This is a genomic window from Streptomyces sp. NPDC001714 (genome assembly GCF_042892755.1).
In the GTDB taxonomy this organism is placed as follows: Bacteria; Actinomycetota; Actinomycetes; order Streptomycetales; family Streptomycetaceae; genus Streptomyces.
This window is the reverse complement of record NZ_JBIAUL010000006.1, coordinates 228,871-250,502: the sequence shown is the minus strand read 5'-3', so window position 1 is coordinate 250,502 and position 21,632 is coordinate 228,871. Positions and strand designations below refer to the sequence as shown.

General features: G+C 71.7%; 17 protein-coding genes. 8 read left to right on the top strand and 9 right to left on the bottom strand.

The window, feature by feature from the left end; translation table 11 throughout:
- Positions 1-51 precede the first annotated feature (51 nt).
- Positions 52-1,803 (top strand): beta-galactosidase family protein, encoded by a 1,752-nt coding sequence (locus tag ACFY0P_RS17965; protein WP_388913382.1) that lies wholly within the window; start codon positions 52-54, stop codon positions 1,801-1,803.
- 156 nt (positions 1,804-1,959) lie between these two features.
- The gene (locus ACFY0P_RS17960; protein WP_388913379.1) at positions 1,960-2,850 is read left to right on the top strand and encodes a hypothetical protein; all 891 of its coding nucleotides are present in this window, start codon (positions 1,960-1,962) and stop codon (positions 2,848-2,850) included.
- Between the two features lie 31 nt (positions 2,851-2,881).
- Here the strand turns inward: ACFY0P_RS17960 and ACFY0P_RS17955 are convergent, their stop codons facing one another.
- Together ACFY0P_RS17955 and ACFY0P_RS17950 are read right to left on the bottom strand one after the other, a co-directional pair.
- The gene (locus ACFY0P_RS17955; RefSeq protein WP_388913376.1) at positions 2,882-3,787 is read right to left on the bottom strand and encodes an SDR family oxidoreductase; all 906 of its coding nucleotides are present in this window, start codon (positions 3,785-3,787) and stop codon (positions 2,882-2,884) included.
- Between the two features lies 1 nt (position 3,788).
- Positions 3,789-4,547, bottom strand: coding sequence for an SDR family oxidoreductase (locus ACFY0P_RS17950; RefSeq protein ID WP_388913373.1), 759 nt, complete (start codon positions 4,545-4,547; stop codon positions 3,789-3,791).
- A 101-nt stretch (positions 4,548-4,648) separates the two neighbouring features.
- Here ACFY0P_RS17950 and ACFY0P_RS17945 point away from each other — a divergent pair, with 101 nt between their 5' ends.
- The 4 genes from ACFY0P_RS17945 to ACFY0P_RS17930 are packed head-to-tail and all read left to right on the top strand — an operon-like array spanning position 4,649 to position 8,052.
- Positions 4,649-5,401, top strand: a complete 753-nt coding sequence (locus ACFY0P_RS17945) for an enoyl-CoA hydratase family protein (protein WP_388913370.1) — start codon at positions 4,649-4,651, stop codon at positions 5,399-5,401.
- Entirely contained in the window at positions 5,394-6,260 is an 867-nt protein-coding gene (locus ACFY0P_RS17940; RefSeq protein ID WP_388913367.1) for a CoA transferase subunit A, read from the top strand. Before ACFY0P_RS17945 ends, ACFY0P_RS17940 begins: the two co-directional genes overlap by 8 nt.
- Positions 6,257-7,003: a CoA-transferase subunit beta gene (locus tag ACFY0P_RS17935; RefSeq protein WP_388913364.1), complete on the top strand. Its 747-nt coding sequence runs from the start codon at positions 6,257-6,259 to the stop codon at positions 7,001-7,003. Before ACFY0P_RS17940 ends, ACFY0P_RS17935 begins: the two co-directional genes overlap by 4 nt.
- Positions 7,003-8,052, top strand: coding sequence for an NAD(P)H-dependent flavin oxidoreductase (locus ACFY0P_RS17930; protein ID WP_388913361.1), 1,050 nt, complete (start codon positions 7,003-7,005; stop codon positions 8,050-8,052). Before ACFY0P_RS17935 ends, ACFY0P_RS17930 begins: the two co-directional genes overlap by 1 nt.
- 25 nt (positions 8,053-8,077) lie before the next feature.
- Here ACFY0P_RS17930 and ACFY0P_RS17925 read toward each other — a convergent pair whose 3' ends face one another.
- From ACFY0P_RS17925 to ACFY0P_RS17915, 3 genes are read right to left on the bottom strand one after another with little or no spacing between them, the layout of a single operon-like run.
- Entirely contained in the window at positions 8,078-9,235 is a 1,158-nt protein-coding gene (locus tag ACFY0P_RS17925; RefSeq protein WP_388913358.1) for an acetyl-CoA C-acetyltransferase, read from the bottom strand.
- Between the two features lie 46 nt (positions 9,236-9,281).
- Complete coding sequence (locus ACFY0P_RS17920) at positions 9,282-9,893, bottom strand: TetR/AcrR family transcriptional regulator (RefSeq protein ID WP_351704993.1); 612 nt, start codon at positions 9,891-9,893, stop codon at positions 9,282-9,284.
- A 15-nt stretch (positions 9,894-9,908) separates the two neighbouring features.
- Positions 9,909-10,697 carry an SDR family oxidoreductase gene (locus ACFY0P_RS17915; protein WP_388913355.1) on the bottom strand — a complete coding sequence of 263 codons (789 nt, stop codon included), beginning with the start codon at positions 10,695-10,697 and terminating at the stop codon, positions 9,909-9,911.
- A gap of 53 nt (positions 10,698-10,750) precedes the next feature.
- Here ACFY0P_RS17915 and ACFY0P_RS17910 point away from each other — a divergent pair, with 53 nt between their 5' ends.
- Together ACFY0P_RS17910 and ACFY0P_RS17905 are read left to right on the top strand one after the other, a co-directional pair.
- The gene (locus ACFY0P_RS17910; protein WP_388914128.1) at positions 10,751-11,890 is read left to right on the top strand and encodes an acyl-CoA dehydrogenase family protein; all 1,140 of its coding nucleotides are present in this window, start codon (positions 10,751-10,753) and stop codon (positions 11,888-11,890) included.
- A gap of 1 nt (position 11,891) precedes the next feature.
- Complete coding sequence (locus ACFY0P_RS17905; RefSeq protein WP_388913352.1) at positions 11,892-12,851, top strand: acyl-CoA dehydrogenase family protein; 960 nt, start codon at positions 11,892-11,894, stop codon at positions 12,849-12,851.
- A gap of 78 nt (positions 12,852-12,929) precedes the next feature.
- Here the strand turns inward: ACFY0P_RS17905 and ACFY0P_RS17900 are convergent, their stop codons facing one another.
- From ACFY0P_RS17900 to gltB, 4 genes are all read right to left on the bottom strand, one after another.
- On the bottom strand, positions 12,930-14,591 hold the full coding sequence (locus ACFY0P_RS17900) for a cytochrome bc complex cytochrome b subunit (protein WP_388913349.1): 1,662 nt from the start codon (positions 14,589-14,591) through the stop codon (positions 12,930-12,932).
- A 98-nt stretch (positions 14,592-14,689) separates the two neighbouring features.
- Positions 14,690-15,415: a vWA domain-containing protein gene (locus ACFY0P_RS17895; RefSeq protein WP_388913346.1), complete on the bottom strand. Its 726-nt coding sequence runs from the start codon at positions 15,413-15,415 to the stop codon at positions 14,690-14,692.
- Between the two features lie 147 nt (positions 15,416-15,562).
- Positions 15,563-17,023, bottom strand: coding sequence for a glutamate synthase subunit beta (locus tag ACFY0P_RS17890; RefSeq protein WP_388913343.1), 1,461 nt, complete (start codon positions 17,021-17,023; stop codon positions 15,563-15,565).
- Positions 17,016-21,554 carry a glutamate synthase large subunit gene (gene gltB / locus ACFY0P_RS17885; RefSeq protein ID WP_388913340.1) on the bottom strand — a complete coding sequence of 1,513 codons (4,539 nt, stop codon included), beginning with the start codon at positions 21,552-21,554 and terminating at the stop codon, positions 17,016-17,018. Before gltB ends, ACFY0P_RS17890 begins: the two co-directional genes overlap by 8 nt.
- Positions 21,555-21,632 lie beyond the last annotated feature (78 nt).

Genomic DNA, 21,632 nt, shown 5'->3' with positions numbered 1-21,632 from the left:
GCTGATCTTTGTCCATGGTCTTGGCGCGCGCCAGCAGGCCAAGGTGAGCGTATGAGCGACTTCACGGTGGGCGAAACCGATTTCCTGCTGGACGGCCGGCCGGTACGGCTGCTGTCCGGCGCGCTGCACTACTTCCGGGTGCACGAGGAGCAGTGGGGCCACCGGCTGGCGCTGCTGCGCGCCATGGGGCTGAACTGCGTGGAGACGTACGTCCCGTGGAACCTGCACGAGCCGCGCCCCGGCGCCTTCCGGGACGTCGAGGCCCTCGGCCGCTTCCTGGACGCGGCCCGGGAGGCGGGCCTGTGGGCGATCGTGCGGCCGGGGCCGTACATCTGCGCGGAGTGGGAGAACGGCGGGCTGCCGCACTGGGTGACGGGCGAGCTGGGCGCGCGGGCACGCACGCGTGACGAGCGTTTCCTCCGGTACACGGACCGCTGGTTCCGCCGTCTGCTGCCCGAGGTCGTGTCCCGGCAACTGGACCGGGGCGGCCCGGTGATCATGGTGCAGGTCGAGAACGAGTACGGCAGCTACGGCTCCGACGCCGCCTACCTGGCCCACCTCACCGACCTGCTGCGGGCCGAGGGTGTCACGGTGCCGCTGGTCACCTCGGACGGCCCCGAGGACCACATGCTCACCGGCGGCTCGGTCCCCGGCCTGCTCGCGACGGTGAACTTCGGCTCGCACGCGCGCGAGGCCTTCGAGACCCTGCGCCGCCACCAGCCGCACGGCCCGCTGATGTGCATGGAGTTCTGGTGCGGCTGGTTCGACCACTGGGGCGGCGAGCACGTCGTACGGGACGCCGGGGACGCGGCGGCGGCGCTGCGGGAGATCCTGGAGGGCGGGGCGTCGGTCAACGTCTACATGGCGCACGGCGGCACCAACTTCGCCGGCTGGGCGGGCGCCAACCGCCCCGGCGGCGAACTGCACGAGGGCCCGCTGGAGGCGGACGTGACGTCGTACGACTACGACGCGCCGATCGACGAGTACGGCCGCCCCACGGAGAAGTTCTGGCGCTTCCGCGAGGTCCTCGCCGGCTACCACGACGGCCCGCTGCCCGAACTGCCCCCGGCGCCGGCCTCGTTGGCCTCGCCGACGGACGTGGAGCTGACCGCCTGGGCCCCCCTCCCCGGGGTCCTGGAGTCCCTCGGCGGCCCCGAACGCGTCCATCCGGTCCCGCCCACCTTCGAGGAGCTGGACATCGCCCGGGGCCTGGTCCGCTACGAGGTGGACGTGCCGGGCCCGCGCCAGCCGTACCAGCTCACCGCGCGGGGCCTGCGCGACCTCGCGGTCGTGTACGTCGACGGCGAGCGGGCCGGGGTCCTCACGGAGGAGGAACCCCAGCTCAAGAAGCCGGTCGCCGGCCCCGCGCGCGTGGAGCTCTGGGTGGAGTCCCTGGGCCGCGTCAACTACGGCCCGCGTTCGGGCGAGCCGAAGGGCATCACCGGGGGCATCCTGCACGAACGCCAGTTCCTGCACGGGGTACGCGCGCGCGGGCTCGACCTGGACGCGTTCGAGGGGGGCGTGGACGAGGTGTCCTTCGGTCCGCTCTCGCAGGAGGGCGCGCCAGGCCTGTACCGGGGCACGGTGACGGTGCGCGGGGCCGGTGACGCCCGCCTGGATCTGCCCGGCTGGACCCGGGGCTTCGTCTGGATCAACGGCTTCAACCTTGGCCGGTACTGGTCGGCGGGCCCACAGGAGTCGCTGTACGTCCCCGGCCCGATCCTGAAGGAGGGTGAGAACGAGGTCTGGGTCCTGGAGCTCCAGGGCACTGATCAAGGAACGGCGCGCCTGGCGCCCCTTTAGGGGCGCTGGGGGCAGCACCCCCGGCCGAAGGCTGGGGGAGGAACTGCGCGAACCACCCCGCCGGCCCGCCGCGTCCGAACCACCTTCCGCCCCCAAATTCTCCCCATCCCCGCATACTGGGAAAGAAGCTCTGGCGGCGTCTGTGGGGGTAAGGACGTGGCGAACGGCGGCCCGGTGGAACACGGCTACCCGCACCTGGACACCGTGCGGGCCGCCGTCACGGCGCTGTACCGACGGCTGTCGTACGACACCGTCCAGACCTTCGACACCAGCGTCCTCCCCGCCGACGTCGCGTTCTGCGACACCGACGACCTCCACCTCGGCTCGCAGCGCGTCGCCCGCGAGATCGTCCGGCACTTCCGCCTGCCGGACGCCCGCGTGATCGTCGGCTTCAAGGACATGACCCACGCGGCGAACGTCGAACTCACCGCGGGCCCCGAGTACTTCGTCGAGCTGAACGACCGTTTCCGCACCCACCGCAGGGACATCGGCGCGGCCCTCGCCCACGAGGTGATGCACGTCTACCTGCACCGCCTGGACCTCTCCTTCCCGAGCGTCCGGGAGAACGAGATCCTCACCGACACGGCGACCACCTACCTCGGGGCGGGCTGGCTGCTCCTGGACGCCTACCGGGAGCACGGCGAGGCCTCCCAGAAGCTCGGCTACCTCACCCCGGAGGAGTTCGGCTACGTGCTGGCCAAGCGCGCCCTCGTCTTCCACGAGGACCCGTCGGTGTGGTTCACCAGCCCGCAGGCCTACACGGCCTACCAGAAGGGCATGGCCAGGGCCCGCCAGGACGAGGAGCAGCCGCCGCTGAGCGCCGCCGGATGGGCGGGCCGCCGCCGCTACGCCCGGGATCGCCGCCACGCCCCCGCCGCGCCGCCTCCGCAGCCCGGGGCCTCCTACGCCTTCACCCCCGACAGCGGCGGCCGGCTGCGGGTCTCGTTCCCGTGCCCGACCTGCCACCAGCGGATCCGGGTACCGGTCCGGGGCCGGGTCCGGGCCCGGTGCTCGCTGTGCCGGACGGTCCTGGAGTGCGACACCTAGGCACCTGGGCGCCCGGGTCCCGCCCCCGGTCTCACGCCCCGTACACCGCCCCGGGCACCTCCGCCTCGGCCAGCAGTTTCAGCGCCGTGTCCCCCGCCTCCGCCGGGGTCCACCGGGCCCCCTTGTCGGCGGTCGGTCCAGGCCGCCACCCCTCCATGACGGTGATCCGGCCGCCCTCCGTCTCGAACACCCGTCCGGTGACTCCGGCGCTCGCGGCGGAGCCCAGCCAGACCACGAGCGGGGAGACGTTCTCGGGGGCCATGGCGTCGAAGCCGGCGTCGGGAGCGGCCATGGTCGCGGCGAAGGCCCGCTCGGTCATCCGGGTGCGGGCGGCCGGGGCGATGGCGTTGACCTGGACGCCGTAGCGGGCCAGTTCGGCCGCCGCGACCAGGGTGAGACCGACGATGCCGGCCTTGGCGGCGCTGTAGTTGCCCTGCCCGACCGAGCCCAGCAGGCCCGCGCCGCTGCTGGTGTTGACGATCCGGGCGACCGGGGTGCGGCCCGCCTTGGCCTCGGCCCGCCAGTGCGCGGCCGCGTGCCGCAACGGCAGGAAGTGGCCCTTCAGGTGCACCCGCATGACCGCGTCCCAGTCGTCCTCGGCGAGGTTGACGAGCATCCGGTCGCGCAGGAAGCCGGCGTTGTTGACGAGGGTGTCGAGGCGGCCGTACGCGTCCAGGGCCGCCGCCACCAGCGACTCGGCACCGGCGTCCGTCGCGATGTCGCCGCCGTGCGCCACCGCCTCGCCGCCGGCCGCCCGGATCTCGTCCACGACGGCCCCGGCCGGGCTGTCCTTCCCCGGCCCGCCGTCGAGGCCGACACCGAGGTCGTTGACGACGACCCGGGCGCCCGCGGCGGCGAAGGCGAGCGCGTGGGCCCGGCCGAGCCCGCGTCCGGCGCCGGTGACGGCCACGACCCGGCCCGCGCAGATTCCGCTCATCTCAATCCTCCTGGTCGGACGGCTTGTTGGCAGTTGCGGCGTCGAGGAAGGCGGGCCGCTCCCCGCCCCCGTGCACGAGCAGGCTCGCCCCGCTGATGTAGGCGGCCGCGTCGGAGGCCAGGAAGACGGCGGCGGCGCCGACGTCGGAGGGGGCGGCGAGGCGGCCGAGCGGGACGGTGCGGGAGACGGCGTCGATGCCGTCCGGGCCGCCGTAGTGGAGGTCGGCCAGCTCGGTGCGGACCATGCCGACCACGAGGGTGTTGACCCGGACCTCCGGCGCCCACTCCACCGCCATGGACCGGGCGAGGTTCTCCAGCCCCGCCTTGGCCGCGCCGTAGGCGGCGGACCCCGGTGAGGGGCGGCCGCCGCTGACGCTGCCGATCATCACCACCGCTCCCCCGGCCCGCCGCAGCTGCTCGTACGCGGCGAGGGAGGCGGTCAGCGGGGTGAGGAGGTTCAGCTCGATCACCCGGGCGTGCCGCTCGGCGTCCGCGTCGGCGAGCCGCCGGTAGGGGGTGCCGCCCGCGTTGTTGACGAGCACGTCCAGGCGGGGCAGGGCGTCGAAGAAGGCGCGCACGGCGGGCGGGTCGCGCAGGTCGAGAGGGGTGAACTCGACGCCTTCGAGGGGATGTTCGGGCGGCCGGCGGGCACAGGCCAGGACCTGGGCGCCGGTCTCGGCGAAGGCCCGGGCGATCCCGGCGCCGACCCCCCTGGTACCGCCGGTGACGACGACCGTCCTGCCGCTCGGCGAGTTATCCACAGGGCCTCCCGCTCGTCCGCACCGGCTGCTAGCTTCGAAGCCTCACACCTAACAAATGTTTGGTGGAAAGGCAGCTGAGTGCGAAGGTAGCTGATGCGTCCATGGGTGTCTCCACCTCGTCTCCGGAAAAGGGCATCGCGCTCGTCACGGTCGACCACCCCCCGGTCAACGCACTGCCGGTGCGGGGCTGGTTCGCGCTGGCGGACGCGGTGCGCGCGGCCGGCCGCGACCCCGGGACGCGGTGTGTCGTGCTGACCGCGCGGGGCCGGGGCTTCAACGCGGGCGTGGACATCAAGGAGATACAGGCGGACGGGGACGCGGCACTGCTCGGCGCCAACCGGGGCTGCGCGGAGGCCTTCGCGGCGGTGTACGAGTGCGAGACCCCGGTGGTGGCCGCGGTGCACGGCTTCTGTCTCGGCGGCGGGATAGGCCTGGTGGGCAACGCGGACGCGATCGTGGCGAGCGAGGATGCCGTCTTCGGGCTGCCGGAGCTGGACCGGGGCGCCCTGGGCGCGGCCACCCACCTGGCCCGCCTGGTCCCGCCGCATCTGATGCGGACGCTGTACTACACCTCGCGCACGGCGACCGCGACCGAACTGCACGCGCACGGCTCGGTGTGGCGGGTCGTGCCCCGCGAGGAACTCGGCTCCGCGGCGCTGGAACTGGCGCGGGAGATCGCCGCCAAGGACGGCCGGCTGCTGCGCCTGGCCAAGGCCGCCATCAACGGCATCGACCCCGTCGACGTGCGACGCAGTTACCGCTTCGAACAGGGCTTCACCTTCGAGGCCGCCCTCAGCGGGGTGGCCGACCGGGTACGCGACACCTTCGGGAAGGAGGGTGCGGGGAGTGACTGACAAGACGATGACCGCCGACGAGGCCGTCGCCGGGCTGGCCGGCGGCATGACCCTCGGCATCGGCGGCTGGGGTTCCCGGCGCAAGCCGATGTCGCTGGTCAGGGCAGTGCTCCGGAGCGGTATCGACGATCTGACGCTGGTCTCGTACGGCGGCCCGGACGTCGGGATGCTGGTCGCGGCCGGCCGGGTGCGCAAGCTGGTGACGCCCTTCGTCACCCTCGACTCCGTCCCGCTCGAACCGCACTACCGCGCGGCCCGCGAGCGCGGGGCGTTCGAGCTGACGGAGGTCGACGAGGGCATGTTCATGTGGGGCCTGCACGCGGCCGCGAACCGGCTGCCCTTCCTGCCGGTGCGCGCCGGGATCGGCTCGGACGTCATGCGGGTCAACCCCGGGTTACGGACCGTCACCTCGCCGTACGACGACGGGGAGACGTTCGTGGCGATGCCCGCCCTGCGCCTGGACGCGGCGCTGGTCCACGTCAACCGCGCCGACCGGCTGGGCAACGGTCAGTACCTGGGTCCGGACCCGTACTTCGACGACCTGTTCTGCGAGGCGGCGGACGCGGCCTACGTCTCCTGCGAGCGGATCGTGGACACGGCCGAGCTGACGAAGGCGGCGGCCCCGCAGTCGCTGCTGGTCAAGCGGCTGAACGTGACGGGGGTCGTGGAGGCGCCGGGCGGCGCGCACTTCACGTCCTGCGCCCCGGAGTACGAGCGGGACGAGGAGTTCCAGCGGCTGTACGCGACGACGTCCTGGACGGAGTTCTCCGAGCGGTTCCTGGCCGGGGACGAACAGGCGTACCGGTCGGCGGTGCGGAACTGGCAGGAGGAACGGGAAGGGCAGGAGGGGCAGGGGTGACGGACACACCGCGCACGGAGGTACTGCGCTCCGAGTACTGCGTCATCGCCTGCGCGGAGGCCTGGCGCGGCTCCGGTGAGATCCTGGCGAGCCCGATGGGCCTGATCCCCTCGCTCGGCGCCCGCCTGGCCCGGCTGACCTTCGCGCCGGACCTGCTGCTGACGGACGGCGAGGCCCTGCTGGTCCGCCCGGACGGGACGCCCGAGGGCTGGCTGCCCTACCGGCAGCACCTCGCCCTGGTGTCCGGCGGGCGCCGGCACGTGATGATGGGCGCGAGCCAGCTCGACCGGTACGGCAACCAGAACATCTCCTGCGTCGGCGACTGGTCCCGGCCCCGCCGCCAGCTGCTGGGGGTGCGCGGAGCGCCGCTCAACACCCTCAACAACCCGACGAGTTACTGGGTCCCGAAGCACTCCCGGCGGGTGTTCGTGGCGAAGGTCGACATGGTGTGCGGGGTGGGGTACGACCGGGTCGCCGCGCATCCGGGCACGGAACGCTTCCACCGGATCCCGAGGGTCGTCACCGACCTGGGCGTCCTCGACTTCGAGACCCCGGACCGCTCGATGCGGCTGGCCGCGCTGCATCCGGGGGTGAGCATCGACCAGGTCCGGGAGGCGACGGACTTCGAGCTGGCCGTCCCGGACGAGGTGCCGTACACCCGCGGACCGAGCACGGAGGAGCTGCGGCTGATCCGCGAGGTGCTCGATCCGGCCGGCGCGCGGACGAAGGAGGTCGCCGGCTGATGGAGACGGCACTGACCCGGCTGGCCGGGATCCGGCATCCGATCGTGCAGACGGGGATGGGCTGGGTGGCCGGCCCCCGCCTGGTCTCCGCCGCGGCCAATGCCGGGGCGCTCGGCATCCTGGCCTCCGCCACGATGACCCTCGACCGGCTGCGGGCCGCGATAGCCGAGGTGCGGTGCCGTACGGACGCCCCGTTCGGGGTGAACCTGCGGGCGGACGCGGCCGACGCCGGCGACCGGGTCCGGCTGATCATCGACGGGGGTGTACGGGTGGCGTCCTTCGCGCTCGCCCCCTCCCCCGAGCTGATCGCCGAGCTGAAGGAGGCCGGCGTGGTGGTGATCCCGTCCGTCGGGGCGCGGCGGCACGCCGAGAAGGTGGCGGCGTGGGGCGCGGACGCGGTGATCGTGCAGGGCGGCGAGGGCGGCGGGCACACCGGCGAGGTGGCGACGAGCGTGCTGCTGCCTCAGGTGGTGGACGCGGTGCGGATACCGGTGGTGGCCGCCGGGGGATTCTTCGACGGCCGGGGACTGGTGGCGGCGCTGGCGTACGGCGCGGCGGGGGTCGCGATGGGCACCCGGTTCCTGCTCACCTCGGACTCGACGGTGCCGGACGCGGTGAAGGCGAGGTATCTGGCGGCGACGGTCAGGGACGTCACGGTGACCAGGGCGGTGGACGGGCTGCCGCACCGGATGCTGCGGACCGATCTGGTGACCGCGCTGGAGCGCTCGGGCCGGACCCGGAGTCTGCTGCACGCGATACGGCGGGCGGCGGGGTTCCGGCAGCTGTCCGGGCTCACCTGGCGGCAGATGGTCCACGACGGCCTGGCCCTGCGGCACGGCAAAGAGCTGTCCTGGAGTCAGGTGCTGCTGGCCGCGAACACGCCGATGCTGCTCAGGTCGGCGATGGTGGACGGCCGTACGGATCTCGGGGTGATGGCGTCCGGGCAGGTCGCTGGGGTGATCGACGACCTGCCGTCGTGCACGGAGCTGGTGGAACGGATCATGAAGGAGGCGGAGGCGGCCCGGGAACGGCTGACAGCACTCGGGTAGCGGCTCACGGCACTCAAGTGAGTGCTTACAGCCTCTCGATGATCGTCACGTTGGCCTGTCCTCCCCCCTCACACATGGTCTGGAGGCCGTACCGGCCGCCGGTGCGTTCCAGTTCGTGCAGGAGGGTCGTCATCAGCTTGACGCCGGTGGCGCCGAGGGGGTGGCCGAGGGCTATCGCGCCGCCGTTGACGTTGACCTTGGCGGGGTCGGCGCCGGTCTCCTTGAGCCAGGCGAGGACGACCGGGGCGAAGGCCTCGTTGATCTCGACGAGGTCGACGGCGTCGATGGTGAGGCCGGTCTTCTTCAGGGCGTGGGCGGTGGCCGGGATCGGTGCGGAGAGCATCCGGATGGGGTCCTCACCGCGGACGGAGAGGTGGTGGACGCGGGCCCGGGGGCGCAGCCCGTGTTCGCGGACCGCCCGTTCGGAGGCGAGGAGCAGGGCGGCGGCTCCGTCGGAGACCTGGGAGGAGCAGGCGGCGGTGATGGTGCCGCCGTCGACGACCGGCTTCAGGGCGGCCATCTTCTCCAGGGAGGTGTCGCGGCGCGGCCCCTCGTCCACCGCGACCGGGCCGTAGGGCACGATCTCCCGCTCGAAGCGGCCCTCGTCGATGGCGCGCAGGGCCCGCCGGTGGGAGTTCAGGGCGAACTCCTCCTGGTCCTGGCGGCTGATGCCCCACTTGGCGGCGATCATCTCGGCGCCGGCGAACTGGTTGACGGGCTGCCGGCCGTACCGGGCCCGCCAGCCCTCGCTGCCCAGGAAGGGGCCCTCGGTCAGGCCCAGCGGCTCGGCGGCCTGGCGGGAGGCGAAGGCGATGGGTATCTGGGACATGTTCTGGACGCCGCCGGCGACCACCAGGTCCTGGGTGCCGGAGAGCACGGCCTGCGCGGCGAAGTGCACGGCCTGCTGCGAGGAGCCGCACTGGCGGTCGACGGTGACCCCCGGCACCTCCTCGGGCAGCCCGGCCGCCAGCCAGCTGGTGCGGGCGATGTCGCCGGCCTGCGGCCCCACCGCGTCGAGGCAGCCGAAGACGACGTCCTCGACGGCGGCCGGGTCCACACCCGACCGCTCCACCAGGGCGGTCAGCACGTGGGCGCCCAGATCGGCGGGGTGGACCCCGCTCAGTCCGCCCTTGCGCCGCCCGACCGGCGTGCGCACCGCTTCGACGATGTAGGCCTCGGCCATGTCAGCAACTCCCTCGAAAGAAAGGGGCTTTCAACGAATGGGTGAGCTACTCGCGGACGGCGATCCCGTCCAGCACCATCGACAGGTACTGCCGGGCGATCTCCTCCGGGCTGTGCTGTCCGCCGGGCCGGTACCAGGAGGCGGCGACCCACACGGTGTCGCGCACGAACCGGTAGGTGAGGCGGACGTCGAGGTCGGCGCGGAAGACGCGCGCGGCGACCCCGCGCTCCAGCGTCGACAGCCACGCCTTCTCGAACCTGCGCTGCGACTCGGCGAGGAAGCCGAACCGCTCCTGCGCGACCAGCTGCTTGCTCTCCTTCTGGTAGATGGCGACGGCGGCGCGGTGCCGGTCGATCTCCCGGAAGGACTCGGTGACCAGGGCTTCGAGGGTCTCGCGGGGACCGAGCTCGGCGTCCAGGACGGTGTCGTAGCCGTCCCAGAGCTCGTCGAGGAAGGTCCGCAGGATCTCCTCCAGCATCGATTCCTTGGAGTCGAAGTGGTAGTAGAGGCTGCCGGCGAGCATCCCCGCGTGGTCCGCGATCTTGCGCACGGTGGTGGCGTTGTAGCCCTGTTCGGCGAAGACCTCGGCGGCGGTCTCGAGGAGTTCGCGGCGCCGGGCGGGGGCCGCGGTCACCTGGGGCTTCTTCTTGGTCGGCACGGGAACATTCTCGTCCTACGGGTGCTGGCTGCTGACGGAGACGACCTCACCGGTGAGGTACGAGGAGTAGCCGGACGCCAGGAAGACGATCGCGTTGGCCACTTCCCAGGGTTCGGCGTACCGCCCGAAGGCCTCGCGGGCGGTGAGCTCCTCCAGCAGCTCGGCGGAGGTCACCTTCACCAGGTGCGGATGCATGGCGAGGCTCGGCGCCACGGCGTTGACCCGCACCCCGTACTCGGCGGCCTCGATCGCCGCGCACCGGGTCAGCGCCATCACCCCGGCCTTGGCGGCGGCGTAGTGGGCCTGTCCGGCCTGGGCCCGCCAGCCGACGACGGAGGAGTTGTTGACGATCACCCCGCCCTGCCCGCTCTCGCGGAAGAGCCGCAGGGCCGCGCGAGTGCACCGGAAGGTGCCGTTGAGGGTGACGTCCAGGACCCGGGTCCACTGGTCGTCCGTCATGTCGACGAGGGCCGAGGTCCCGCCGAGACCGGCGTTGTTGACGACGATGTCCAGCCGCCCGTGCTCCCGCACTGCGGTGTCTAGGAGGCCGCGTACCTGGGCCTCGTCGGTCACGTCGCACGGGAAGGCGGTCACGGCGCCCGGATGCCGGCCGGCCAGCTCGGCCGCGTACTCCTTCAGGCGCCGCGCGTGTGCGTCGCTGATCAGCACGCGGGCGCCCTCCTCCAGGAAGCGGCGCGCGGTCGCCCCGCCGATCCCCGCCCCGGCCGCGGCCGTGACGACGGCGGTGCGCCCCTCGAGCAGCCCGTGCCCGGGCACGTACTCCGGACTCTCGACGCCTGTCATGGACCCACGCTAACCTACCAAACACTTGTTAGGGAAGGATGGTGACGGCGACCGTGGACCTGACCCACAGTCCGGCGGACGAGGAGTTCCGTGCCGAGGCCCGCGCCTGGCTCCGGGCGCATGTGCCGCACAGCCCGCTCCCCTCCCTGGAGACGGCGGAGGGCTTCGCGGCGCACCGCGCCTGGGAGGCCGAACTGGCCGCGGACCGCTGGTCGGTGGTGTCCTGGCCCGCGGAGTACGGCGGCCGGAACGCGGGGCTGATGCGGTGGCTCGTCTTCGAGGAGGAGTACTGGGCGGCGGGCGCGCCGGGCCGGGTCGGCCAGAACGGCATCAGCCTGCTCGCACCGACCCTCTTCGACCACGGCACGCAGGAGCAGCGCGCGCGGGTGCTGCCGCCGATGGCGACCGGCGAGGTGGTCTGGGCGCAGGCGTGGTCCGAGCCCGGAGCCGGTTCCGACCTGGCCTCCCTCACCTCCAAGGCCGTGCGGACGGACGGCGGCTGGCTGCTCACCGGCCAGAAGACGTGGTCGTCACGGGCGGCCTTCGCCGACCGCGCGTTCGGCCTGTTCCGCAGTCATCCCGATACGCCCAAGCCGCATCAGGGGCTCACCTACCTGATGTTCGACCTGCGCGCGCCGGGCGTGGACGTGCGCCCGATCGGCCGCCTCGACGGGAAGCCGGCGTTCGCGGAACTGTTCCTGGACGAGGTGTTCGTGCCCGACGAGGACGTGATCGGCGAGCCGGGCCGGGGCTGGCGGATCGCGATGTCGACGGCGGGGAACGAGCGGGGGCTGACGCTGCGGTCGCCGGGGCGGTTCCTGGCCGCCGCCGACCGGTTGCGGGACCTCTGGCGGGCACGGGGCGAACCGGAGTCGGCTGCGGCCCGGGTGGCCGACGCCGTCGTCGGTGCTCGCGCGTATCAGCTGTTCACCTACACGGCCGCCGCCCGCTTCCTGGACGGCGAGCCGCTCGGCCCGGAGTCCAGCCTGAACAAGGTGTTCTGGTCGGAACTGGACGTGGCCCTGCACGAGACGGCGCTCGATCTGCTGGGCGCGGAGGGCGAACTGGCGGACACGCCGTGGTCCGAGGGATACGTCTTCTCCCTCGCCGGTCCGATCTACGCGGGCACCAACGAGATCCAGCGCGACATCATCGCCGAGCGGCTGCTCGGCCTGCCGAAGGGACGCCGCTGACATGCGTTTCCTCCTCGACACCGAGCAGCGGGATTTCGCCGGCGCCCTGCGGGCGCTGCTGACGGCAGCGGACACGCCGGCGGTGGTACGGGACTGGAGCCGGGGCGAGCAGGCGAGCGGGCGGGCGTTGTGGGGTCGGATCGGCGCGGCGGGGGTGTTCGGCCTTGCGGTACCGGAGGAGCACGGCGGAGCCGGCCGCCGCCCCGTCGAACTCGCCGTCGCCTTCGTGGAGTTGGGGCGGTACGCGGTGCCGGGGCCGTTGGCGGAGACGGTGGCGGCGGCGGTGCTGCTCGACGACGGCGAAGGCCTGGCGAAGCGGTTCCTGCCGGGGATCGCGTCGGGCGAGACGGTGGCCACCGTGGCGTTCGAGAAGCACGGGTACGGGTTCGCACTGGACGGGGACGCGGCCGACGTCCGGCTCGCGGCCGCACCGGAGGGCCTGCGGTTGTCCTCCGGTGCCGGGGCGGTACGCCGGTCCCTGGACCCCGCCCGCCGGCTCACCCCGCTGTTTCCGGTCGGCGAGCTGCTCAGCGCGGAGCCGCCGTGGGCGGAGGCTCTGACCTGGGCCCGGCTGGCCACGGCCGCGCAGGCGCTGGGGGTGGGGCTGGCCCTGCTCGACAGCACGGTGGCGTATGTCGGGCAGCGGACGCAGTTCGGCGTGCCCGTAGGGTCTTTCCAGGCGGTCAGGCATCGGCTGGCCGACGTGAGGATCGCGCTGGAGTTCGCCCGTCCGCTGGTGTTCGGGGCGGCGGTGACGATGACTCCGGCGGATGTGGCCGCGGCGAAGCTCAGCGCCTGCGCGGCGGCGTACGCCGGAGCGCGGGCCGCGCTCCAACTGCATGGGGCGATCGGCTATACGGCGGAGTACGACCTGTCTTTGTGGGTGACCAAGGCGCGGGCGCTGCACGGTGCTTGGGGGGCTCCGGACGAGTGCAGAAGGGTGGTTCTCGATCGTCGTTAGCTGCGGGTGGTGTGTGGCTGGTCGCGCAGTTCCCCGCGCCCCCAAGACCAAAAGACGGGGCGCTTCAGCTCACGGCGTTCAGTGGTGATCCCCGCTCGTGATCTCCCGGTACTCCTCCCGCGTCGGCTTCGGGATGTGGGTGTCCGGGCCGTACATCGCCTTCGCCATGCCCGCCCGTACCCGCTGGGCGAGTGTGACCTTGCGCCGTACGCCGTTCGCGTCCTCCAGCGGGCCTATCTCGTACGGCGGGCTCTGCTCGTGCTGGGTCAGGACGAACAGGCTGCCCTGGCTGAGAGGTTCGTGGACCTCGATGTACTCGCCGTGCGGAAGCATCTTGATGAGGCCGGTCTCCCTGCCGTGCAGGACCTTGTCGCGGTCCCGGCGCTGGAGGCCGAGGCAGATCCGCTTGGTGGCGATGAAGGCGAGGACGGGGACGACGAAGACGGAGATCCGGACGAACCAGGTGATCGAGTTGATGGAGAGATGGAGATGGGTGGCGACGACGTCGTTGCCGCCGCCGATCAGGAGGACGAAGTAGAGGCTGAGCCAGGCCACGCCGAGGGCGGTGCGGACGGGGACGTTGCGCGGCCGGTCGAGGATGTGATGCTCGCGTTTGTCGCCGGTGATCCACGCCTCGATGAACGGGTAGACGCCGATGGCCAGGAGGAAGAGCGGGAAGAGCGAGAAGGGGATGAAGACGCCCAGTTCCAGGGTGTGGCCCCAGGCGTTGATCTCCCAGCCGGGCATGACGCGGATCAGGCCCTCGGAGAAGCCGAGGTACCAGTCGGGCTGGGCGCCGGTGGTCACCAGGTCGGGGCGGTAGGGGCCGAAGGCCCACACCGGGTTGATGGTGGCGATGCCGCCGATGAGCGCGAGGATGCCGAAGACGAGGAAGAAGAAGCCGCCGGCCTTGGCCATGTAGACCGGCAGGAAGGGCATGCCGACCACGCTCTTCTGGTCGCGTCCGGGCGCCGGGTACTGGGTGTGCTTGTGGTAGAAGACCAGGATCAGGTGGGCGACGACCAGGCCCAGCATGATCCCGGGCAGCAGGAGCACGTGGATCGGGAAGAACCTCGAGATGATGTCGTGGCCCGGGAACTCCCCGCCGAACAGGAACATCGAGATGTACGAGCCGACGATCGGGATCGACAGGATCGCGCCGTCGGCGAACCGGACGCCGGTGCCGGAGAGCAGGTCGTCGGGGAGCGAGTAGCCGGTCAGGCCGGTCAGGATGGCGAGGAACAGCAGGGTCCAGCCGAACAGCCAGTTGATCTCGCGGGGCTTGCGGAAGGCGCCGGTGAAGAACACCCGCATCATGTGGACGACCATGCCGGCCACGAAGACCAGCGCCGCCCAGTGGTGGATCTGCCGGATCAGCAGGCCGCCGCGCACGTCGAAGCTGATGTGCAGCGTCGACTCGTACGCCTTGGTCATGATGATGCCGTTCAGCGGCCGGTAGGTGCCGTGGTAGACGACCTCGGCGCCGCTGGGCTCGAAGAACAGGGTGAGGTAGATGCCCGTGAGGATCAGGATGAGAAAGCTGTAGAGGCAGACCTCGCCCAGCATGAAGGACCAGTGGTCCGGGAACACCTTGCGCATGTTCGCCTTGGCCAGGGCGTAGATCCCGAGCCGCCCGTCCGCCCAGTCCGCGAGTTTCTCACCCTTGCCGGGCGGCTCCGCTCGATCCGCGGAACTTCCCACCCGTGCCTGTCCGTTCACCGTTCGTGCCGCGTCGTCCATACGTCGCGTCGCCTCCCCGCCGGATCACCCCTCAGGGTGGCATGACAGGCCCCCGACAGCCAACGGTGCGGCGTAAAGTCCGGCCGGGCCGACCCGGGTCAGCCGGCGCCCACGATGCCCGCCGCCCGCGCCGCCGCCAGCCACTGCGGGAACTCGCCGACGAGACGGTCGTACAGCTCGCCGTCCGGCACCTTCCGCGGGTCCGAACCGGCGTGGAAGAACCCCGCGTTGTCCACCGCCCGTTTCCCCGGCACCGCCAGTTCGTCGAGCTTGCGCAGGAAGTCGAACTGCTTGCTGTGCGGGTCGCCGAAGCCGACGAACTGCCAGAACAGCGGCAGTCTGGCCGCCTTGCACAGGTAGCGTTCCGCGGCGAGCTTGTTGATGGGGCCGCCGTCGGTCTGGAAGACGACCAGGGCGGGGGCCGTGGCGCCGCTGTCGAGGTAGTGGTCGATGACGGCGTCCATGGCGAGGTGGTAGCTGGTCTTGCCCATGTGCCCGAGCCCGGCCGCGATCTTCTCGATCCGGCCCGCGTGCCCGGCGAGTTCGATGTCGGTGACCGCGTCGATGTCGGTGGAGAAGAAGACGACGGGCACCCGGCCGTCGTCGTCCAGGTGCGCGGAGAGGCCGAGGACCCGGTCGGCGAGTGCCTGCACGCTGCCGTCCGCGTAGTACGGCTTCATCGAGCCGGAGTAGTCGACGACCAGGTAGACGGCGGCACGCAGGCCGTCCAGTCCGTGCTTGGTGAGGGAGATCCCGGCGGAGCGGTAGGCACCGACGAGGGCGGGCGCCGTCTGCTCCACCTTGCTGAGACTGATCGCGGCCATCCCTGTGCTCCCTCGACTCATGGTCAGGAGGCCGAGGTTACTTGACCAGTGAAAGGCGGCGGCGCCTGCCCGGTCGTCCGGTCGGGGACTGTGGGGCAGGCGCCGTCAGTGTTCCGTACGCCTTTGTACGGGACGTTCTTCGGGGGGTCAGACCATCAGCGAGCGGTCCGTCGGGCGGATCGGGGCCGGGAGGTCGCTCACGCCCGTGAGGAAGCGGTCGACGCCCTTGGCGGCCGAGCGGCCCTCGGCGATCGCCCAGACGATCAGGGACTGGCCGCGGCCCGCGTCACCGGCGACGAAGACGCCGGGGACGTTGGTCTGGAAGTCGGCGTCGCGGGCGACGTTGCCGCGCTCGTCGAGTTCGAGACCGAACTGGTCGACCAGGCCGTTGACCCGGTCGGTGCCGGTGAAGCCCATGGCGAGGGTGACCAGCTGGGCCGGGATCTTCCGCTCGGTGCCCGGCTTCGGGGTCAGCTTGCCGTCGATGAACTCCACCTCGGTGAGGTGCAGCCACTGGACGTTGCCGTCCTCGTCGCCCTCGAAGTGGGTGGTGGAGACGGAGTAGACCCGCTCGCCGCCCTCCTCGTGCGCCGAGGTGACCTTGTAGAGCATCGGGAAGGTCGGCCACGGCTGGTGCGGTGCCCGGTCCTCGCCCGGCCGGGGCATGATCTCCAGCTGGGTGACCGAGGCCGCGCCCTGGCGGTGGGCGGTGCCCACGCAGTCCGCGCCGGTGTCGCCGCCGCCGATCACGACCACGTGCTTGCCCTCGGCCGAGATGGGCGACACCACGTAGTCGCCCTCCTGGACCTTGTTGGCCAGCGGCAGGTACTCCATCGCCTGGTAGACACCCTTGAGCTCGCGGCCGGGGACCGGGAGGTCACGCGCGGTCGTGGCGCCGGCGGCGATGACGACCGCGTCGTACCGCTTCTTCAGGTCGGTCGCCTTGAGGTCGCGGCCGATCTCGATGCCGGTACGGAAGCGGGTGCCCTCCGCGCGCATCTGCTCGATACGGCGGTTGATGTGCCGCTTCTCCATCTTGAACTCGGGGATGCCGTAGCGGAGCAGGCCGCCGATGCGGTCGGCGCGCTCGTAGACGGCGACGGTGTGGCCGGCCCGGGTGAGCTGCTGGGCGGCGGCCAGGCCCGCGGGGCCCGAGCCGATGACGGCGACGGTCTTGCCGGACAGGCGCTCGGGGGCCTGCGGGGCGACGGTGCCCGCGTCCCACGCCTTGTCGATGATCGAGACCTCGACGTTCTTGATGGTGACGGCCGGCTGGTTGATGCCGAGCACGCACGCCGACTCGCACGGGGCCGGGCACAGGCGGCCCGTGAACTCCGGGAAGTTGTTCGTGGCGTGCAGGCGCTCGGACGCGGCCGTCCAGTCCTCGCGGTAGGCGTAGTCGTTCCACTCGGGGATCAGGTTCCCGAGCGGACAGCCGTTGTGGCAGAACGGAATGCCGCAGTCCATGCACCGGCTGGCCTGCTTGCTGATGATCGGCAGCAGCGAGCCCGGGACGTAGACCTCGTTCCAGTCCTTGACGCGCTCGGTGACGGGACGGGTCTTGGCGACCTCACGGCCGTGGTTCAGGAAGCCCTTCGGGTCAGCCATTGATCGCCGCCTCCATCATCTTCTCGTGGGTCTCGGTCTCGGAGAGACCGGCTCGCTCGGCGGCGTCCTTGGCGGCGAGCACTGCCTTGTAGGTACCGGGAATGATCTTGCTGAACCGCTGCGCGGCCGCGTCCCAGTCGGCGAGCAGCTTCTCGGCGACCGTGGAGCCGGTCTCCTCGGCGTGCCGGCGCACCACGTCGTGCAGCCACTGCTTGTCGGAGTCGTCGAGGGCCTCGACGGCGCCGACGTTGCCCACGTTGACGTTGTCGACGTTCAGGTCGATCACGTAGGCGACACCGCCGGACATGCCGGCCGCGAAGTTGCGGCCCGTCTCGCCGAGGACCACCGCGTGGCCGCCGGTCATGTACTCGCAGCCGTGGTCGCCCACGCCCTCCGAGACCACCAGGGCGCCGGAGTTGCGGACGCAGAACCGCTCGCCGGTCCGGCCGCGCAGGAACAGCTCGCCGCCGGTCGCGCCGTAGGCGATGGTGTTGCCCGCGATGGTGGAGAACTCGGCGAGGTGGTCGGCCGCCCGGTCCGGACGGACGATGACACGGCCGCCGGAGAGGCCCTTGCCGACGTAGTCGTTGGCGTCGCCCTCCAGGCGGAGCGTGACACCGCGCGGCAGGAAGGCGCCGAAGGACTGGCCGGCCGAACCGGTGAAGGTGATGTCGATGGTGTCGTCGGGCAGGCCCGCGCCGCCGAACTTCTTCGTCACCTCGTGGCCGAGCATGGTGCCGACCGTGCGGTTGATGTTGCGCACCTTGATCTGGGCGCGCACCGGCTGGGCGTCGGTGGCGCTGGAGGCGGCCAGGGCGTCGGAGGCGAGCTTGATCAGCTCGTTGTCCAGGGCCTTCTCCAGGCCGTGGTCCTGCGCGACGGTCCGGTGCAGGGCCGCGCCCTCGGGCAGCTCGGGCACGTGGAAGAGCGGGGCCAGGTCCAGGCCCTGCGCCTTCCAGTGGTTGACGGCACGGGTGACGTCGAGCGCCTCGGCGTGGCCGACGGCCTCCTCGATGGAGCGGAAGCCCAGCTCGGCGAGGATCTCGCGGACTTCCTCGGCGATGAACTTGAAGAAGTTCACCACGTACTCGGCCTTGCCGGAGAAGCGGTCGCGCAGCACCGGGTTCTGGGTGGCGACGCCGACCGGGCAGGTGTCGAGGTGGCAGACGCGCATCATGATGCAGCCGGAGACGACGAGCGGCGCGGTCGCGAAACCGAACTCCTCGGCGCCGAGCAGTGCGGCGATGACGACGTCGCGGCCGGTCTTCAGCTGGCCGTCGGTCTGGACGACGATGCGGTCGCGCAGGCCGTTGAGCAGCAGGGTCTGCTGGGTCTCGGCGAGGCCGAGCTCCCAGGGGCCGCCCGCGTGCTTCAGCGAGGTCAGCGGGGAGGCGCCCGTACCGCCGTCGTGGCCGGAGATGAGCACGACGTCCGCGTGGGCCTTGGACACACCGGCCGCGACCGTGCCGACGCCGACCTCGGAGACCAGCTTCACGTGAATCCGCGCCTGCGGGTTCGCGTTCTTCAGGTCGTGGATCAGCTGGGCCAGGTCCTCGATGGAGTAGATGTCGTGGTGCGGCGGCGGGGAGATCAGGCCGACGCCCGGGGTGGAGTGCCGGGTCTTGGCGACCCACGGGTAGACCTTGTGGCCGGGCAGCTGGCCGCCCTCGCCGGGCTTGGCGCCCTGGGCCATCTTGATCTGGATGTCGTCGGCGTTGACCAGGTACTCGCTCGTCACGCCGAAGCGGCCGGAGGCGACCTGCTTGATGGCGGACCGGCGGGCCGGGTCGTAGAGGCGGTCCGGGTCCTCGCCGCCCTCACCGGTGTTGGACTTGCCGCCCAGCTGGTTCATGGCGATGGCGAGGGTCTCGTGCGCCTCGCGCGAGATGGAGCCGTACGACATGGCGCCGGTGGAGAAACGCTTGACGATCTCGGAGACCGGCTCGACCTCGTCGACGGAGATCGACGGGCGGTCGGACTTGAAGCCGAACAGGCCGCGGAGCGTCATCAGCCGCTCGGACTGCTCGTTCACGCGGTCCGTGTACTTCTTGAAGATGTCGTAGCGGCCCGCACGCGTCGAGTGCTGGAGGCGGAAGACCGTCTCCGGGTCGAACAGGTGCGGCTCGCCCTCGCGGCGCCACTGGTACTCGCCGCCTATGTCGAGGGCGCGGTGGGCCGGGGCGATGCCGGAGGCCGGGTAGGCCTTGGCGTGGCGGGCGGCGACCTCCTTGGCGATGACGTCGATGCCGACGCCGCCGATCTTGGAGGCGGTGCCGTTGAAGTACTTGTCGACGAAGCCCGCTTCGAGACCGACGGCCTCGAAGACTTGGGCGCCGCGGTAGGACGCGACCGTGGAGATGCCCATCTTGGACATGACCTTCAGGACGCCCTTGCCGAGGGCGTAGATCAGGTTGCGGATGGCCTGCTCGGCCTCCATGCCCGGCAGGAAGGTGCCCGCGCGGACCAGGTCCTCGACGGACTCCATGGCCAGGTACGGGTTGACGGCGGCGGCGCCGAAGCCGATCAGCAGGGCGACGTGGTGGACCTCGCGGACGTCACCGGCCTCGACCAGCAGGCCCACTTGGGTGCGCTGCTTGGTGCGGATGAGGTGGTGGTGGACGGCCGCGGTGAGCAGCAGCGACGGGATCGGCGCGTGCTCGGCGTCCGAGTGCCGGTCCGACAGGACGATCAGCCGGGCGCCGTTCTCGATGGCCGCGTCGGCCTCGGCGCAGATCTCCTCGATGCGGGCGGCGAGCGAGTCGCCGCCGCCGGAGACCCGGTACAGGCCGGACAGGGTCGCGGCCTTGAAACCGGGCATGTCGCCGTCGGCGTTGATGTGGATGAGCTTGGCCAGCTCGTCGTTGTCGATCACCGGGAAGGGCAGCACGACCGAGCGGCAGGAGGCGGCCGTCGGGTCGAGCAGGTTGCCCGAGGGGCCGAGGGACGAGCGCAGCGAGGTGACGAGCTCCTCGCGGATGGCGTCCAGCGGCGGGTTGGTGACCTGGGCGAACAGCTGGGTGAAGTAGTCGAAGAGCAGCCGCGGGCGCTCGCTCAGCGCGGCGATGGGCGAGTCGGTGCCCATGGAGCCGATCGGCTCGGCGCCGGCCTTGGCCATCGGCGCGAGGATGACGCGCAGCTCCTCCTCGGTGTAGCCGAAGGTCTGCTGGCGGCGGGTGACCGAGGCGTGCGTGTGCACGATGTGCTCGCGCTCGGGCAGGTCGCCCAGCTCGATCTCGCCGGCCTCCAGCCACTCCGCGTACGGCTGCGCGGCGGCGAGGCCCGCCTTGATCTCGTCGTCCTCGATGATGCGGTGCTCGACGGTGTCGACCAGGAACATCCTGCCGGGCTGCAGCCGGCCCTTGCGGACGACCTTGGCGGGGTCGATGTCGAGGACGCCGACCTCGGAGCCGAGGACGACCAGGCCCTCGTCGGTGACCCAGTAGCGGCCGGGACGCAGACCGTTGCGGTCGAGAACGGCGCCGACCTGGGAGCCGTCGGTGAAGGTGACGCAGGCGGGGCCGTCCCAGGGCTCCATCATCGTGGAGTGGTAGCCGTAGAAGGCGCGGCGGGCCGGGTCCATGGAGTCGTGGTTCTCCCACGCCTCCGGGATCATCATCAGCACGGAGTGCGGCAGCGAACGCCCGCCCAGGTGCAGGAGCTCCAGCACCTCGTCGAAGGACGCCGAGTCGGAGGCGTCGGGCGTACAGATCGGGAAGACGCGGTCGAGCTTCTCCTGCGGGCCGAACAGGTCGGAGACCAGCTGGGACTCGCGGGCGACCATCCAGTTGCGGTTGCCCTTGACGGTGTTGATCTCACCGTTGTGGGCGACGAACCGGTAGGGGTGCGCGAGCGGCCACGACGGGAAGGTGTTCGTGGAGAACCGGGAGTGCACGAGCGCGATCGCGGACGCGAAGCGGCGGTCGGACAGGTCCGGGAAGAAGGGCTCCAGCTGGCCGGTGGTCAGCATGCCCTTGTAGACGATGGTCCGCGCGGACAGCGAGGGGAAGTAGACGTCCGCCTCGCGCTCGGCGCGCTTGCGCAGCACGAACGCCTTGCGGTCCAGCGCGATGCCCTCGCTGGCGCCGTCGGTGACGAAAACCTGCCGGAAGACCGGCATGGTCGAGCGGGCGGTGGCGCCCAGCAGCTGCGGGGCGACCGGGACCTCGCGCCAGCCGAGGACGGTCAGGCCCTCGTCCGCGGCGATCGTCTCGATCTGCGAGACGGCGTCCTGGGCGCCCTCCTCGGGCAGGAAGGCGATACCGACGGCGTAGGAACCGGCCGCCGGCAGCTCGAATCCGGCCACCTCACGGAAGAAGGCGTCGGGCACCTGGGAGAGCAGGCCCGCGCCGTCGCCGGAGTCGGGCTCGGAACCGGTCGCGCCGCGGTGCTCCAGGTTGCGCAGAACCGTGAGCGCCTGCTCGACCAGCGCATGGCTCGCCTCGCCGGTGAGGGTGGCCACGAAGCCGACGCCACAGGCGTCGCGCTCGTTGCGGGGGTCGTACATACCCTGCGCAGCAGGGCGAGCATCCATGAACGACCAGTTTCGGCCGTTCGTGGAGTGCTGGGACGGCTGGCGCGGCGTACGCATCGGCTCTCCCGTCGTCGTCAG

What these genes read in the sequence shown, in the direction of transcription:
- ACFY0P_RS17965 (WP_388913382.1), top strand. Translation starts at nt 52, where the DNA reads ATGAGCGACTTCACGGTGGGCGAAACCGATTTCCTGCTGGACGGCCGG.
- ACFY0P_RS17955 (WP_388913376.1), bottom strand. Translation starts at nt 3,787, where the DNA reads ATGAGCGGAATCTGCGCGGGCCGGGTCGTGGCCGTCACCGGCGCCGGA.
- ACFY0P_RS17945 (WP_388913370.1), top strand. Translation starts at nt 4,649, where the DNA reads ATGGGTGTCTCCACCTCGTCTCCGGAAAAGGGCATCGCGCTCGTCACG.
- ACFY0P_RS17930 (WP_388913361.1), top strand. Translation starts at nt 7,003, where the DNA reads ATGGAGACGGCACTGACCCGGCTGGCCGGGATCCGGCATCCGATCGTG.
- ACFY0P_RS17925 (WP_388913358.1), bottom strand. Translation starts at nt 9,235, where the DNA reads ATGGCCGAGGCCTACATCGTCGAAGCGGTGCGCACGCCGGTCGGGCGG.
- ACFY0P_RS17915 (WP_388913355.1), bottom strand. Translation starts at nt 10,697, where the DNA reads ATGACAGGCGTCGAGAGTCCGGAGTACGTGCCCGGGCACGGGCTGCTC.
- ACFY0P_RS17905 (WP_388913352.1), top strand. Translation starts at nt 11,892, where the DNA reads ATGCGTTTCCTCCTCGACACCGAGCAGCGGGATTTCGCCGGCGCCCTG.
- ACFY0P_RS17900 (WP_388913349.1), bottom strand. Translation starts at nt 14,591, where the DNA reads ATGGACGACGCGGCACGAACGGTGAACGGACAGGCACGGGTGGGAAGT.
- ACFY0P_RS17895 (WP_388913346.1), bottom strand. Translation starts at nt 15,415, where the DNA reads ATGGCCGCGATCAGTCTCAGCAAGGTGGAGCAGACGGCGCCCGCCCTC.
- ACFY0P_RS17890 (WP_388913343.1), bottom strand. Translation starts at nt 17,023, where the DNA reads ATGGCTGACCCGAAGGGCTTCCTGAACCACGGCCGTGAGGTCGCCAAG.
- gltB (WP_388913340.1), bottom strand. Translation starts at nt 21,554, where the DNA reads ATGGATGCTCGCCCTGCTGCGCAGGGTATGTACGACCCCCGCAACGAG.